14 protein-coding genes are annotated in these 14,964 nt (G+C 64.9%); 7 read left to right on the top strand and 7 right to left on the bottom strand.

Going from position 1 to position 14,964, the window contains the following annotated elements; all coding sequences use genetic code 11:
* Window positions 1-105: 105 nt before the first annotated feature.
* Window positions 106-576, bottom strand: a complete 471-nt coding sequence (gene rpsG / locus GJ695_RS09510) for a 30S ribosomal protein S7 (RefSeq protein WP_154360718.1) — start codon at window positions 574-576, stop codon at window positions 106-108.
* A 106-nt stretch (window positions 577-682) separates the two neighbouring features.
* Entirely contained in the window at window positions 683-1,066 is a 384-nt protein-coding gene (gene rpsL, locus GJ695_RS09515) for a 30S ribosomal protein S12 (protein WP_092281397.1), read from the bottom strand.
* 301 nt (window positions 1,067-1,367) lie between these two features.
* Between rpsL and GJ695_RS09520 the strand changes: the two genes are divergently transcribed.
* Together GJ695_RS09520 and GJ695_RS09525 are read left to right on the top strand one after the other, a co-directional pair.
* Window positions 1,368-3,233 carry a phosphoethanolamine transferase gene (locus GJ695_RS09520; protein WP_154364110.1) on the top strand — a complete coding sequence of 622 codons (1,866 nt, stop codon included), beginning with the start codon at window positions 1,368-1,370 and terminating at the stop codon, window positions 3,231-3,233.
* Window positions 3,230-3,979 carry a carbon-nitrogen hydrolase family protein gene (locus GJ695_RS09525; RefSeq protein WP_154364112.1) on the top strand — a complete coding sequence of 250 codons (750 nt, stop codon included), beginning with the start codon at window positions 3,230-3,232 and terminating at the stop codon, window positions 3,977-3,979. Before GJ695_RS09520 ends, GJ695_RS09525 begins: the two co-directional genes overlap by 4 nt.
* Before the next feature lie 4 nt (window positions 3,980-3,983).
* Here GJ695_RS09525 and GJ695_RS09530 read toward each other — a convergent pair whose 3' ends face one another.
* The 4 genes from GJ695_RS09530 to GJ695_RS09545 all read right to left on the bottom strand — a co-directional run bounded on the left by GJ695_RS09530 (window position 3,984) and on the right by GJ695_RS09545 (window position 7,989).
* A complete protein-coding gene (locus GJ695_RS09530) occupies window positions 3,984-5,585 on the bottom strand; it encodes a methyl-accepting chemotaxis protein (protein ID WP_154364114.1) in 1,602 nt (533 codons plus the stop codon).
* Between the two features lie 100 nt (window positions 5,586-5,685).
* Window positions 5,686-6,150 carry a DUF2269 family protein gene (locus GJ695_RS09535; RefSeq protein ID WP_154364116.1) on the bottom strand — a complete coding sequence of 155 codons (465 nt, stop codon included), beginning with the start codon at window positions 6,148-6,150 and terminating at the stop codon, window positions 5,686-5,688.
* On the bottom strand, window positions 6,150-7,409 hold the full coding sequence (locus GJ695_RS09540) for an SDR family oxidoreductase (protein WP_154364118.1): 1,260 nt from the start codon (window positions 7,407-7,409) through the stop codon (window positions 6,150-6,152). The genes GJ695_RS09535 and GJ695_RS09540 overlap by 1 nt, the downstream gene beginning before the upstream one ends.
* A gap of 52 nt (window positions 7,410-7,461) precedes the next feature.
* Window positions 7,462-7,989, bottom strand: a complete 528-nt coding sequence (locus GJ695_RS09545; RefSeq protein WP_154364119.1) for a GbsR/MarR family transcriptional regulator — start codon at window positions 7,987-7,989, stop codon at window positions 7,462-7,464.
* A gap of 143 nt (window positions 7,990-8,132) precedes the next feature.
* On the opposite strand from GJ695_RS09545, the gene GJ695_RS09550 reads away from it, so the two are divergent.
* On the top strand, window positions 8,133-8,768 hold the full coding sequence (locus GJ695_RS09550; RefSeq protein WP_154364121.1) for a TIGR02466 family protein: 636 nt from the start codon (window positions 8,133-8,135) through the stop codon (window positions 8,766-8,768).
* Between the two features lie 2 nt (window positions 8,769-8,770).
* On the opposite strand, the gene GJ695_RS09555 is transcribed toward GJ695_RS09550, so the two are convergent.
* Window positions 8,771-10,210 carry a MutS-related protein gene (locus GJ695_RS09555; RefSeq protein WP_154364123.1) on the bottom strand — a complete coding sequence of 480 codons (1,440 nt, stop codon included), beginning with the start codon at window positions 10,208-10,210 and terminating at the stop codon, window positions 8,771-8,773.
* 178 nt (window positions 10,211-10,388) lie between these two features.
* Here GJ695_RS09555 and GJ695_RS09560 point away from each other — a divergent pair, with 178 nt between their 5' ends.
* From GJ695_RS09560 to GJ695_RS09575, 4 genes are read left to right on the top strand one after another with little or no spacing between them, the layout of a single operon-like run.
* A complete protein-coding gene (locus GJ695_RS09560) occupies window positions 10,389-11,657 on the top strand; it encodes an efflux RND transporter periplasmic adaptor subunit (protein WP_154364125.1) in 1,269 nt (422 codons plus the stop codon).
* An 18-nt stretch (window positions 11,658-11,675) separates the two neighbouring features.
* A complete protein-coding gene (locus tag GJ695_RS09565; protein ID WP_154360700.1) occupies window positions 11,676-12,389 on the top strand; it encodes an ABC transporter ATP-binding protein in 714 nt (237 codons plus the stop codon).
* A 10-nt stretch (window positions 12,390-12,399) separates the two neighbouring features.
* Complete coding sequence (locus tag GJ695_RS09570; RefSeq protein WP_154364127.1) at window positions 12,400-13,713, top strand: ABC transporter permease; 1,314 nt, start codon at window positions 12,400-12,402, stop codon at window positions 13,711-13,713.
* A 12-nt stretch (window positions 13,714-13,725) separates the two neighbouring features.
* Window positions 13,726-14,961, top strand: coding sequence for an ABC transporter permease (locus tag GJ695_RS09575; RefSeq protein ID WP_154364129.1), 1,236 nt, complete (start codon window positions 13,726-13,728; stop codon window positions 14,959-14,961).
* Window positions 14,962-14,964 lie beyond the last annotated feature (3 nt).

Below are 14,964 nucleotides of genomic sequence, written 5' to 3' on the forward strand. Positions count from 1 at the left end.
TAAATCGTTTAATGGACAAAACCGAGCGCCATTTTTTGGAGAAAAAATGAGCCCGGCCTCGAACAACGGATAACAGCCAGACCACGAAGGATCTGGCCGATTTTATTAGAAGCGGAAGTGCGAGAACGCCTTGTTCGCTTCAGCCATGCGGTGAACTTCGTCACGACGCTTCATCGCACCGCCACGGCCTTCAGCGGCTTCCATCAGCTCACCAGCCAGACGCTGTGGCATGGATTTTTCGCTGCGCTTGTTGGCAGCTTCACGCAGCCAGCGCATGGACAGGGCCATACGACGCACTGGGCGGACTTCAACCGGCACCTGGTAGTTTGCACCACCAACGCGACGGGATTTCACTTCAACCAGCGGCTTGGCGTTGTTGATCGCGGTAGCGAACACTTCCAGCGGGTCTTTGCCCGATTTCTCGGCGATGTGCTCGAAGGCACCGTAGATGATGTTTTCTGCGACCGATTTTTTACCGGACAGCATCAGAACGTTCACGAATTTGGCGACATCGGTGTTGCCGAATTTTGGATCCGGCAGGATCTCGCGCTTGGGTACTTCACGACGACGTGGCATGTCAATTCCTTCCTATCTTCAGTTGAGTGCCTTGCGGTCACTCGCGGCGGCCATCATAGCCAACCACTTACTCGGTCTCGCGACCGGCTCAACTCAATTAATTAAATTACTTCTTAGCCTGTTTAGCACGCTTCGCGCCGTATTTCGAGCGAGCTTGCTTACGGTCTTTAACGCCCTGGGTATCCAGTGCACCGCGAACCATGTGGTAACGCACACCTGGCAAGTCTTTGACACGACCGCCGCGCAGCAGAACAACGCTGTGTTCCTGCAGGTTGTGGCCTTCACCGCCGATGTACGAGATAACCTCGAAACCGTTGGTCAGACGCACTTTGGCAACTTTACGCAGTGCCGAGTTAGGCTTCTTAGGAGTGGTGGTGTACACACGGGTGCACACGCCACGTTTTTGCGGGCTGTTTTCCAGCGCCGGCGATTTGCTCTTCACGACCAGTTTGGTACGTGGTTGGCGAATCAGTTGATTGATGGTTGGCATCGTTCTAAACCCAACTAAATAACAACATTAACAACCCGGACAGAATGCCGGGGACAAAAAACCTTCTCCCGTTTATTGGGACACCGGAGGCGCAAACAGCCACTCGCCTGGAGCGGCCTGATTCGGCGTATACGATGTGCAGAATAAATTGAGAACTCGCGAGTATAGACGTGAACGGCAGCTCAGTCAATCTATTTCGCGGCTTGCAGCGGGTAAGCAAGCACTAGCAGAAAGGTCGGGAAACGCTTGATAATAGCAAATAATCCGGACTTTTCTACCTTTTTCCTGCCGCCAGCCTTTGATGCGATCCCTGTTGCGCCCCGCCCCCTTGTTTGTGCTGCTCAGCTACCTGCTGTTGACGCTGGTGCCCTGCGTGCCCCTGCTGCTGGGTCATCCGGCGCCCGATCTGGGGCATGTGCTGCTGGTCGAGGCGCTGGCCTGGCTGGCGGTGTGGAGCGTCATCGGCCGGCCGGCGTGGTTCCACTGGTTGCTGATCCCCGCCTTCCTGGCGCTGCCGACCGAGATTTACTTGTTTGTTTATTACGGCCAGGGCATCTCCACCCATCACCTGGGCATCATCGCCGAGACCAGCCCCAAGGAGGCGATGGAATTCCTCGGCAGTAAAGTATGGCTGATGGCGGCCGTGCTGCTGGGCGTGATCGCCTGGTGGGTCGCGGTGCAGGCGGCGGCACGCCGCAGCCCCATGCTGACCTGGCGCGGCAACAGCCGCAAGGCGGTGTTCGGCATATTAATGGCGCTGGCCGCGCTGGTCCTGTACGGGCGCGAGTTCGGCGTGCAGGGCAAACCTGCGGCGCACGCCAGCGCGCCATCGGTCCCGGCCTCGGCCAGCGAGGAGGAAGCGTCTGAAGAAGAAGCCGCCAGCGATCCGGAACACGCCGCCATCGCCGGCGCGCAGCGCACCGGCTGGAAGCTCGGCGCCCTGCCCTGGCGCCTGCGCGCGCCGCTCGGCTTCGGCGACTTCGCCGCCTCGTGGCCGTTCGGCCTGACCGCGCGCGGCATCGACTTCTACAAGGAGCGCGAATACCTGGCCGACCTGGGCCAGCGCAGCCGCAACTTCAGCTTCCACGCGCACCAGCCGGCCAAAAACGACGCGCCGGAAATCGTCATCATGGTGATCGGCGAATCATCGCGCTACGACCGCTGGGGCATCAACGGCTACACCCGCGACACCACGCCGCTGTTGAGCAAGGAAGCCAACCTGGTGGCGCTGCCGGACGTGATCACCGCCGTCTCGGCGACGCGGCTGTCGGTGCCGGTCATCATCTCGCGCAAGCCGGCCACGCAAAGCCTGAAGGACGGCTTCTACGAAAAATCCTTCCTCACCGCGTACAAAGAGGCCGGCTTCAAGACCTTCTGGCTGTCGAACCAGATCTCGTTCGGCCAGTTCGACACGCCGGTGTCGGTGTTCGCCAAGGAGGCCGACGTGATCCAGTTCATGAACCTGGGCGGCTTCACCAACAACTCCAACTTCGACCAGATCCTGCTCAATCCCCTGCAGCATGCGATCGCCGACCCGGCGCCGAAAAAGCTGATCGTGCTGCACACGCTGGGCAACCACTGGAACTACAGCCAGCGCTATCCGAAGGAATTCGACAAGTGGCAACCGTCGCTGTTCGGCGTCGACAAGCCGGTCTACACCGACCTGAAAATCAAGCCGCAGCTGAACAACAGCTACGACAACTCGATCCTGTACACCGACTGGTTCCTGTCGCAGGTGATCCACCAGCTGAAGGACACGCAGCAACTGACCTCGATGGTCTACGTGGCCGACCATGGCCAGACGCTGTACGACGGCAGCTGCCGCATCGCCTTCCACGGCCACAACACGCAGTATGAATTCCACGTGCCGGCCATGGTCTGGTATTCGGACGAATACAAGGAACGCTATCCGGAAAAAATCAGCCAGCTGATGAAGCACCGCAAGGCGCGGCTGGCCACCGAGAACATGTTCCACACGCTGCTGGACCTGGGCGACATCCAGTACGACGATGAAAAGCTGGAATGGAGCTTCCTCAACGCGCAGTTCAAGCAGCACAAGCGCTACGTCGACAGCTACGGCTGGACCAACTACGACAACGCCACCTTCAAAGGCGACTGCCGCGAAGTGATGGACAAGGGCAAGCCACTGAAACAGGACAAATCATGAGCCTCCGCATCGCCGCCGCACAAACCGCATCGGTGACGGGCGACATCGCCGCCAATGTGGCCACGCACCTGCGCTTCATCGCCGCCGCGCGCGCCGAAGGCGTGCAGCTGCTGGTATTTCCCGAACTGTCGCTGTGCGGCTACGCACTGCCGCTGTTGCGCGCCTGCGCGCTGGCGCCGGACGACGCCCGCCTGGCGCCGCTACGCGCGGCCGCCATCGACGCCGGCATGACCATCATCATCGGCGCGCCCCTCATCGACGACGGCGCCGCGCAGCCGTGCATCGCCAGCATAACCTTCACGGCGAATGGCGGCAGCCGGACCTACCGCAAGCAATACCTGCACGACGGCGAAGAAGTCCATGCCCAGCCCGGCGCGATCGGCGCCCAGGCCCATGCATTGCACGGCCAGCGCTACGTGGAAGCCATCTGCGCCGACACCACCCACGCCGAACACGCGCACGCGGCGGCGGACGCCGGCGCCTCGCTGTACGTGGCCGGCGTGCTGATTTCCAACGGAGGATATGCGGCCGACGCGGCGCTGCTGCGCGGCTACGCCGAACAGCACCGGATGGCCGTCCTGATGGCCAACCACGCCGCGCCATCCGGCGGCTACGCCGTCGCCGGCAAGAGCGCCTTCTGGGCGCCGGGCGGCGCACTGCTGGCGCAAGCGCCCGGTCCCGGCGACTACCTGGTCATCGCGGAAGAGAATGAAGGCTGGCACGGCAGAACCGTGCCAGTGACTTAACAGCTCAGCGCAGCGCCAGCTGGCTGCCGGTGCGGCGTGCGGATGGCGCGGCGCCGTCGTTGATCTTGAACACGCTGACCGTCTGCTGCAACTCGCTGGCCTGGTCCTGCAGCGACTGCGTGGCGGCGGCGGCTTCTTCCACCAGCGCGGCATTCTGCTGCGTGACCTGGTCCATCTGCGCCACCGCCTGGTTGACCTGGTCGATGCCCTCGCTCTGCTCGCGGCTGGCGTTGGCGATCTCGCCGACGATCTGCGTCACCTGATGCACATTGCCGACCAGCGTGGTCATCGTCGTGCCGGCCTGCTCCACCAGCGTGGTGCCGAGCTGGATCTTCTGCACCGAATCGTCGATCAGCACCTTGATTTCCTTGGCCGCCGCCGCCGAACGTTGCGCCAGGTTGCGCACCTCGGTGGCCACCACCGCGAAACCGCGTCCCTGCTCGCCGGCGCGCGCCGCTTCCACCGCCGCGTTCAGCGCCAGGATGTTGGTCTGGAAGGCGATGCCGTCGATCACGCTGGTGATGTCCACGATCTTGCGCGAGGCGTCGTTGATGTCGTTCATGGTGCTGACCACCTGCGTCATCACCTTGCCGCCCTGCGCCGCCGTGTTGGACGCGCCTTCCACCAGCGAGCGCGCATGCTGGGCGTTGTCCGAGTTTTGCTTGACGGTGCTGGTCAGCTCCTCGATCGAGGCGGCGGTTTCCTCCAGCGAGCTGGCCTGCGTCTCGGTGCGCGACGACAGCTCCATATTGCCCGCCGCCAGTTCCTGCGAACCGGTGTTGATGATGTCGGCGCCATTGCGCACGCGCGCCACGGTCGACAGCAGGTCGCCCTGCATGCGCTGGATGGCTTTCAGCAGGCGCTGGATTTCGTTGTCGCCATCCGCTTCGATATTGGCGGTCAGGTCGCCGCTGGCCACGCGGTCCAGCTGGCTGACGGCGCCTTCCAGCGGCAGCAGCACGGTGGAGCGCAGCATCAGGTGGGTGCCGAACACCACGCCCAGCGCGATCAGCAGGCCCAGCGCCACCAGCCACATGACGATGGTGTATTCGCTGGCGCGCTTGCTGGCCAGTTCATTGATCTGTTCGTCGCCGAGCTTCTGGAATTTTTCCAGCGACGCCGAGAACGCCGCGCCGACCGGCGTCAGCTCCTTGGAATTGATGGCCGAGTAGGCGGCCGTGTCGTCCTTGGCCAGCGCCTCGAAGGCGCGGTCCAGCACCGCCGACAGCTTGCGGCCGGAATCGACCAGGTCTTTCTTGAGCTGGTCATCCTGGCCGGGGAAGGCCGGCGCCTTCTCGAACTTGTCGAGGAAGTCCAGCGTGCGCTGGTAGGATTTTTTGCCGTTGGTCAGCGCGGAATCGCGGTCGGCCTTGTTGTCGCCTTCCTTCAGCGCCGCGTAGCCGCGCGTCAGCGCCGAGCGGGTGCGGGTGGTGTCTTTGTAGGCGTCATTGATGGTGATGATCTGCGTCGAGATGGTATGCACCTGCGCAATCGACTGATTGGACTGCTGCAAGGCAAAGATGCCCAGTCCCGCACCAGCCAGCAACATCATCGTAAACAACACCAGTACGCCCAGCAGGCTCGCCCGTACCGTGACCTTATTCATGTCGCCTCCAAATTTAGACATTTCTGAAGAGAAACATTATATCAAATTATGAAGTTTCATGATACGGGAAATAACTTTTTGCACACTTGTGGGGCGGCCGCTACGCCGGCTTGTGCACCATCAGCCAATACACCATCAGCAGCGCCACAAAAGCGGGCACGCCCAGCGCGGTCCAGATTTTTTCGTAGCGCCAGTAGCGCGCCGGCAGCGGCGCCGCGGCGCGCGCGGCCTGCTGCGCCATGTCGCGCATGCGCAACTGCAGCCACACCACCGGCAGCCAGCACGCGCCGGCCAGCAGATACAGCGCGATCGACCACACGATCCACGTTGAGCTGAAGGGAAAGCCGGCCAGATGAATCATCCACAGGCCGGACAAGGGCTGGATGACGACCGACGGCGCGGTGAACCACCAGTCGGCGCGCGCCACCAGCCGCGTCACCACCGCAATGGCGGCGACGTTGCGCGTGCGGTTGGTGAAGAACATATAAAACGCCGTGCCGAAGCCGGTGCCGAACATCGCCGTGGCCGACAGGATATGCAGCCATTTGATCGCCAGGTAGTCCATTATCTGCTCGCTCTCCACATCAGGAACATCAACGCCAACAAGGGCAGATTTTTACTCAACGGGCCGAAGGGATGGAGCCAGAAGACCGGCAGGAACACGCTCATCGCCAGCGTGTAGCCGCCGACCAGCGCCAGCTGCGCCGCCCACAGCCAGCGGCGTGGACGCAACAGCAGCAGCACGCCGATCGCCGCATCGGCCAGGCTGGCGGCCAGCAGCACGGACTCCTGCGCGGCGGCCGGCACGCCGCACGCCGCCAGCCATGCGCGGCTTTCCTCGTGCGGCCAGCCGAACCACGAGACGGCGGCGGTCCACAGCCACAAGGCCGCCATGGCCAGTGTGATCAGCATGGCGGCCCATGCCCACACCGCGACGATGCGCTGCGCCGGTTGGGCAAAGCCGGCGGGGTCGCGCAGCGGACGGCCCAGCAGCGCGGCGACGGCGCTGGCGTCCGCCGTATTGCTGCCGTCGGCGCTCAGTTCCAGCATCAGCAGCGACTCCGGCGTCAGCGCGCTCGATGGCGCCAGCGCCGCCACCCGCGCGACCACGCGCGCAACCGGCATCGGCAACTCCAGCACCAGCGCCGGCGCGGCCTGCATGCCGCGCCGCAGATCGCCCAGATACCCCGCCATGGTGGACGCGCGCGGCCCCACCACGGCCAGCTCGCGCGGCGGCGCCTGGTCCGCCATCACCAGCTTGACGATGGCCGCCGCCAGATCGTTCACATGCACCGGCTGCACCCTGGCATGGTGCGCCATCGGCATCATCAGCGCCGGCAAGGTGGCCAGCATGCGGAACATCACGCTGCTGGCGCCATCCTCGCCATACACCAGCGACGGCCGGATGATGGACGCCTCCAGATCGCGTGCCAGCAGATCGACTTCGGCCGCGCCCTTGCTGCGCCAGTAGCCGGTGGCCGCATCGGGACGGCTGCCCAGCGCCGACACCTGCACCACGCGCCGCACGCCGAGCCGCTCGCAGGCCGCGAACAGCGCTACCGGCGCCGCGCGGTGCAGGCGATCAAAGTCGCCGGCGCGGCTTTCGCGGATGATGCCGACGCAGTTGACCACCGCATCGAAACCGGCCAGCAGCGGCAGCCAGTCGCGCTCCGAAGTCATGCTGCCGAAGTCCGCCTCCAGCCAGTCATGTTCGCCTTCAGGACGGCGGCGGCTCAGGCCCGTCACCGCGCAACCGGCGCCGCGCAGGGCCTGCAATGCATGGCTGCCGATCAAACCTGTGGCGCCGAGTATCAGGATTTTCATACCGCCTCCGTCTGTTATTTCTGTCAAAACAGAAATTATTGGTCAAATTTTTTTAATCGCCGCCGAGCAGACGCGCCACCTTGCCGCCCATTTTCAGGAAGCGCTGCATGGTGGCCGGCGGCAGATGCTTGTAGTCGTCATAGGTCGTGGTCAGCATTTCCAGGAAGGCCAGCACCTGCTCCATCTTGACCTTGGTGGCCTGCTCCAGTTGCGGATCGCTCTCGGCCTCCACCGCGCAGGCGCGCAGCACGGTCAGCGTCGGATCGATCTCGCGCTTCTTGCGCTCCTCGACGATGACGCGGAAGATCTCCCACACATCCTGCAAGGCCAGGAAGTGGTCGCGGCGGTCGCCGGCCATGTGGGTGATGCGCACCAGGCCCCAGCTTTGCAGCTCCTTCAGGCTGTTGCTGACGTTGGAGCGCGCCACATTCAGCGTGTCGGCGATTTCCTCGGCGTTCAGCGGCTGGTTGGCCAGGAACAGCAGCGCGTGGATCTGCGCCACCGTGCGGTTCACGCCCCAGCGCGCGCCCATCTCGCCCCAGTGCAGGATGTATTTCTGGATGGTCGGCGTCAGTTCCATGATTTTCTCTAATTTCTGTCAATGCAGAAATAATAGGCCGGGTTTTCGTTAAAGTCAACGCAAGTCTTTACACTGTTTTACCCGCCCGGCCATTGACGCTCCCCTCACGCGGGCAGACCATTCAAGTTTGGCCGACGCTCTCCATGTCCACATCCGAACTAACCGTGCACAAGCTGTTCAGCACACCGCTGTTGCTGACCAATATCGACGAGGCGGCCGACCTCAACGTGGCGCTGCTTGAATATTTCCTGCCCAGGGCCAGCCAGCAAGCGGGCCGCAAGCACACCAACCTCGGCGGCTGGCAGTCGGCCGACGACTTCCAGTTATCGGAGCTGCCGGCGGCGCAAAAACTGTGCCGGATCGTGACCGGCGTCGTGCAATCCGCCACGGCGGTGCTGACGCCGGGCGGGCTGGTGGAAGCCTCCCTGCCGATGCGCGTGAACGCCTGGGTCAACGTCAATCCGCCCGGCGCCAGCAACGCCCTGCACGGCCACGCCGGCGCTTTCTGGTCCGCCGTGTACTACGTCGATGACGGCGACGCCGGCGGCGACAACGGCGGCGAACTATTCTTCCACGATCCGCGCGGCCTGCTGCCCGCCATGCACGACCCGCTGCTGCGCTTCCGCATCGAAGGCTGCGTCACCGCCGGCTACACCGAAAAGATCACGCCGCAATCGGGACTGCTGGTGGTGTTTCCCTCCTGGCTGCTGCATGCGGTCGATCCGTTCTACGGCAACCGGCCGCGCGTGTCGGTCGCCTTCAATTTCGGCACGCCCTGAATCTATAGCGACAGTTCATGCGCCAGCAGCCGCGCATGGATGCTGCCGGCCCTGGCCACAACGTCCGCGTCGAAACCGCGCTTGGTCAGCAGCGCCAGTCCGTTGGTATCCTGCAGCAGGCCGGGCGCCAGCTGCCAGCGGCCGTCCCGGCGGCTGACGCACCACGGCCGCAGACAGTCCGACAGCAAGGATGCCAGCACCAGATGGTGCGACGCCACCACCACCCGCCCCTGCTGCGCCAGCGTGTGCAGCACCGCGCCGGCCGCCGATACCGACTCCAGGTAATTCGTGCCACGGAAAATTTCGTCGACGATGAAGATGGCCGGCCGTCGCGCGGCCAGCGCCAGCAGCTCCTGGCCGCGCCGCAGTTCCGCCATGTAGAAGCTTTCGCCGTTGTCCATCGCGTCTTCGTTCTGCATGCTGGTGTAGACCGGCTGCAGCGGCGTGACCGCGCGCGCCGCGTAGCAGAAGCCGAACGCCCGCGCCGTGATCAGGTTCAGGCCTATCGTGCGCAGCAGCGTGCTTTTGCCGATGCCGTTCTGGCCGGAGATGAACACGCCCTGCTTCGCCATGCCGAAGGTCAGCGGCGCGGCGTCTTCCAGCAGCGGATGCACGACATCGTCCAGCGCCACCGCGTCGCCCTGCTCGGCCCAGCAGTACACCGGCGCCTGTGACAGGTGGCGCGCCAGCGCCAGGTCCGCATCCAGCGCCGCCACGCGTTCAAAGCTCGACCGCAGGAAGCTTATGCTAGCGCGCAGCACCGCGCGGCTGCGGTAGTAGTGGCGCACGTTTTGCAGGAACATCCAGTCGGCGTAGTCGCGCGCGCCCGGCAGGTCCGCCAGCAGCGAACGACTGAGGCGGCGATTCAGTACAGCGGCGGCGGCGCTGTCTTCCCACGCCAGCAGGCCATGCGCGCGCAGCATCAGCTGGGTGCTGTGCAGGATGCGCCTCCATTCCTGCACCGCGTCGTAATGGCGCGCCTGGATCGCGCACAGCGTCAGGAACAAGGCCAGCACCACGATCCACATCCACAGCCAGTTCATGCCCAGCGCCAGCGCGACCGACAGCAGCAGCGCCGGCGCTAGCCAGCCCAGTACCGGCAGCCAGCGCGGCGACGCCGGCAGTGCGGCGCCAAACAAGGTCTCGCTGATTTCGCGGTCGGCGCCGCGCAGGCAACTGTTGATGGCAGTCAGGCGCTGGCGTTGTCCGTCGTCCGCGAGCAGCGCGCGGACGCGGTCGGACGATGCGCTCACGTCTTCGTCCGCATGCAGGCGGCGGTGCAGCTCCTGCTGGCCGAAGATGCTGGTCTCGCGCGCCAGTTGCGCGCTGTAGGCGGGCAGCAGCAGGTCGTCCCAGGTTTGCTTGTCCAGCATGGTGTCCGCGTCGGACAGGGTGCGACGGTACAGGGCGACGTCGCTGGGCACAAAGGGATAATCGTTCATGGGCCGGCAGATGGCGCGCGTTGACGATTTTTCAAGTGCGGCCGGACAAGGCGGACAAACCGGACGCTCGCGGACAGCGGACACGCGCGGACTATTCCGTATAAATCAATGACTTAGAAGTTGGCACGTTTTCTGCATAACGTTGCGTATCCATTCACAGATTCACAGCAAAGCCATCATGATACGTGACACCTCCAGCCAAGACGCCGTCATCGCCGCGCCCAAGGGCCAAGCCACCAGGCGTCGCCTGATCATCGCCGCCGGCGCCGTGGTGCTGCTGGCCGCCGGCGGCTACCTGTTCCACAAATGGCGCGACACCGACCATTCGGTCAACGTCTCGCGCCTGCGTATCGCCGAAGTGGGCCGCGGCACGCTGATCCGCGACGCCGCCGTCAACGGCCGCATCGTCGCCGCCGTCAGCCCGACGCTGTATGCGCCGTCGCTGGCCACCGTCACGCTGCAGACGCATGCCGGCGACACCGTCAAAAAAGGCCAGGTACTGGCGGTCCTCGAATCGCCAGACCTGTCCGACGCCTTGAAGAAGGAGCAGGCGGCCTACGCGCAGATCGAAGCCGACGTGGCGCGCCAACGCATCCTGGCGCGCAAGCAGAAGCTGCTGGCGCAGCGCGACGCCGACACCGCCGAAATCGAGCGCCTGTCCGCCCAGCGCACGCTGGAGCGCTACGACGCCGTCTCCAACGAAGGCATCATCGCCAAGATCGAATACCAGAAGGCCAAGGACGCGCTGAATTCCGCCGCGATCCGCGCCAAGCACGCCGACCAGGCGTCGGCGCTGGAAAGCGACAACGTGGCGCTGGAGCTGGAATCGAAGATCAAGCAGCTGGAACAGCAACGCAGCACGCTGTCCAACGCCCAGCGCCGCGTCGACGAGCTGACGGTGCGCGCGCCGGTCGACGGCTTCATCGGCACGCTGTCGGTGGCCAACCGCAGCGTGGTGCCGGCCAATACACCGCTGATGACGCTGGTCGACCTGTCGCGCCTGGAAGTGGAGCTGGAAGTGCCGGAGACCTATGTGTCCGACCTCGGTCTCGGCATGACGGCGGAAGTGAACTACGGTTCCGGCACCACCACCGGCAAGCTGTCGGCGCTGTCGCCGGAAGTGGTGAAGAACCAGGTGCTGGCGCGCGTGCGCTTCAACGGCGAGCAGCCGGCCGGCCTGCGCCAGAGCCAGCGCATCACCGCGCGGTTGCTGATCGACGAAAAGCGCGACGTGCTGATGGTGCAGCGCGGCCCGTTCCTCGAATCCGAAGGCGGCCGTTACGCCTACGTGGTGCGCGACGGCACCGCCATCCGCACCCCGGTCAAGCTGGGCGCCACCAGCGTCTCCGCCGTGGAAATCCTCGGTGGGCTGAAACCTGGCGACAAAATTGTTATTTCCGGCACCGAAACCTTTGAGAACGCCGAACGCGTCTCGATCAATCAATAATTTTTTAAGAGGCCCATTATGCTGCGCATGAAAAACCTGAGCAAAGTGTACCGCACCCACATGATCGAAACCCACGCGCTGCGCGGCTTCGAGATCGATGTCCAGCAAGGCGAATTCGTCACCGTGACCGGTCCTTCCGGTTCCGGCAAGACCAGCTTCCTCAACATCGCCGGCCTGCTGGAGGAGTTCACCGACGGCGAGTACGTGCTCGATGGCGTCAACGTCAAGGGCATGGACGACAACGCCCGCTCGCGCCTGCGCAACGAGAAGCTGGGCTTCATCTTCCAGGGATTCAACCTGATTCCCGACCTGTCGCTGTTCGACAACGTCGACGTGCCGCTGCGCTACCGCGGCTTCAACACCGCCGAGCGCAAGGAGCGCATCGAGGACGCGCTGGCCAAGGTCGGCCTGGCCTCGCGCATGAAGCACTATCCGGCCGAACTGTCCGGCGGCCAGCAGCAGCGCGTGGCGATCGCGCGCGCGCTGGCCGGCTCGCCCAAGCTGCTGCTGGCCGACGAACCGACCGGCAACCTCGACACGCAGATGGCGCGCGGCGTCATGGAGCTGCTGGAAGAGATCAACGCCGCCGGCACCACCATCCTGATGGTGACCCACGATCCGGAACTGGCGGTGCGCACCCAGCGCAATGTCCACATCATCGACGGCCAGGTGTCCGACCTGGTGCGCAAGTCGCCGTCGCTGAGCACCGTCGGCCACGCCGCCCAGGCATAAGGAGCGCAGCATGTTCCAATACTACTTCCTGCTCGGCGCGCGCAGCCTGCGCCGCAATCCCGCGCTGACCGCGCTGATGGTGCTGACGCTGGCCATCGGCGTGGCCGCCAGCGTGTCCACGCTGACCATCCTGCACGTCATGTCAGGCAATCCGATTCCGTCCAAGAGCGAACGCCTGTTCGTGCCGCAGTTCGACAACGGCCCGCTCGAAGGCTACAAGCCCGGCGACAAGCCGAACGACGAGCAGATGAGCTACCGCGACGCCGTCAATCTGCTCAACGGCAAAGGCGGCGAGCGCCGCACCGCCATCTTCGGCGTCGGCATGGCGCTGGAGCCGGAGCGCAAGGACCTGGGCGTGTTCGTGGTGCGCGGCGCCGCCACCACCGCCGACTACTTCAATATGTTCGATGCGCCGTTCCTGCGCGGCCAGGGCTGGGCGCCGGACGCCGACCAGCGCGGCGACGACGTCACGGTCCTCAGCCGCAAGCTGGCGGAAAAGCTGTTCGGCGACGCCGATCCGATCGGCCACCGCGTGCGCATGGGCGGCTTCGACTACCAGGTCATCGGCGTGCTCGAAACCTGGAACGTGCTGCCGCGCTACCAGCGCCTGATCGGCGGCGACAGCGCCTTCGGCGACGAGGACGACATGTACATCCCGTTCGCCACCGCCATCCGCCACCAGGTCGACCGCAACGGCAGCACCGGCTGCCTGGGCGAGGTCGAACCGGGCTTCCAGGGCTTCATCAATTCCGAATGCACGTGGATCCAGTTCTGGTTCGAGACCGCCAGCGCGCGCGACCGCGACACCCTGCAAAGCTACCTGAACAGCTACACCGCCGAACAGCGCAAGTTGGGCCGCCTGAAACGCAACTCGCCCAACACGCTGTACGACGTGATGGAATGGCTGGAATTTAACAAGGTGGTCGGCAACGACGACAAGCTGTCGGTGTGGCTGTCGTTCGGCTTCCTGCTGATTTGCCTGGTCAACACCATCGGCCTGCTGCTGGCCAAGTTCTCGGTGCGCGCCAGCGAGGTCGGCATCCGCCGCGCGCTCGGCGCCTCGCGCCGCGAGATCTTCACCCAGTTCCTGATCGAGACCACGGTGGTGGGCCTGGTCGGCGGCGTGCTCGGGCTGCTGCTGGCGTTCGGCGCGCTGGCGCTGATCGCGCTGCAGTCGAAGGCGCTGGCGAGCGTGGCGCAGATGGACTGGATCATGCTGCTGACCACCTTTGCGCTGGCGGTGCTGTCGGCCATCATTGCCGGCCTGCTGCCGACCTGGCGCGCCTGCCAGGTGACCCCGGCGCTGCAACTCAAATCCCAATAAGCGAGGCCCCTCATGGAAATCCGTCCTATCCTGTCCGCGCTGCTGCGCAATAAAACCGGACCGATCCTGGTCGCGGTGCAGGTGGCCCTCAGCCTGGCCATCCTGTCCAACGCCCTCTACATCGTGCAGGACCGCCAGGCCATGTCGGCGCGCGCCAGCGGCGTCGCCAACGAGGAAGAAGTGTTCGGCGTGCAGATCCGCCACCTGAAGGCGCTGCCGCACGAGGCCAGCATCGCCAGCCAGCGCGGCGAGGTGGCCACCATGCGCGCCGTCGCCGGCGTGACCTCGGTGGCGCAGACCAGCCAGATGCCGCTGTCGCGCTCCGGCAGCTACTCCGGCATGGCGACCGACCGCAAGCAGGTCAACTCGGTGGCCACCGCCTCGGTCTACTATGTCGGCGATTCGCTGGTCAAAACCCTGGGCCTGCAACTGGTCGAGGGGCGCGACTTCCTGCCGAACGAAACGCCGGAAATCGACGGCGCCACCAGCAAGGAAGCGCCCAAGGTCGCCATCATCACGCGCGCGCTGGGCGCCGCCCTGTGGCCCGACGCCACCAGCTTTATCGGCAAGGAAGTCCTGCACGGCACCGGCGCCGAAGCCAATGCGCTGCGCGTGGTCGGCGTGGTGGAAAAACTGCAGACGCCGAACGCCGCCATCGGCGCCAAGGGCGAACAGTCGATCATCATGCCGATCCGCTCGTCCGGCGACGCCGCCTACGGCTACACGGTGCGCGCCGAACCGGGCCAGCTGGACCGGGTGATCAAGGAAACCGAAGCGGCGCTGCGCGCCGCCTCGCCGGAACCGATCGTGGTCAAGACCAAGACCCTGAGCGAGTACCGCCAGCTGCGCTACCGCGCCGACATGGCGCTGGCGTGGATGCTGGTGACGGTCAGCGTGCTGCTGCTGCTGATCACCGCCAGCGGCATCGTCGGCATGGCCAGCCTGTGGGTGACGCAGCGCCGCAAGCAGATCGGCGTGCGCCGCGCCCTGGGCGCGCGCCGGGTCGACATCCTGCGCTACTTCATCACCGAGAACATCCTGATCACCAGCGCCGGCATCGGCGCCGGCGTGCTGCTGGCGCTGGGCCTGAACCAGCTGATCGTCAGCAAGCTGGAAATGGCGCGCCTGCCGGCCGGCTACCTGGTCGGCGGATCGCTGATCTTCTGGGCGCTGGGCATCATCGCGGTGTACGGCCCGGCATGGCGCGCGGCCAGCATTTCGCCGGCCACCGCCACCCGCACCGCGTGAACG

Origin of the sequence: Duganella alba (assembly GCF_009674495.1) — a bacterium.
Classification (GTDB): Bacteria; Pseudomonadota; Gammaproteobacteria; order Burkholderiales; family Burkholderiaceae_D; genus Rugamonas; species Rugamonas alba.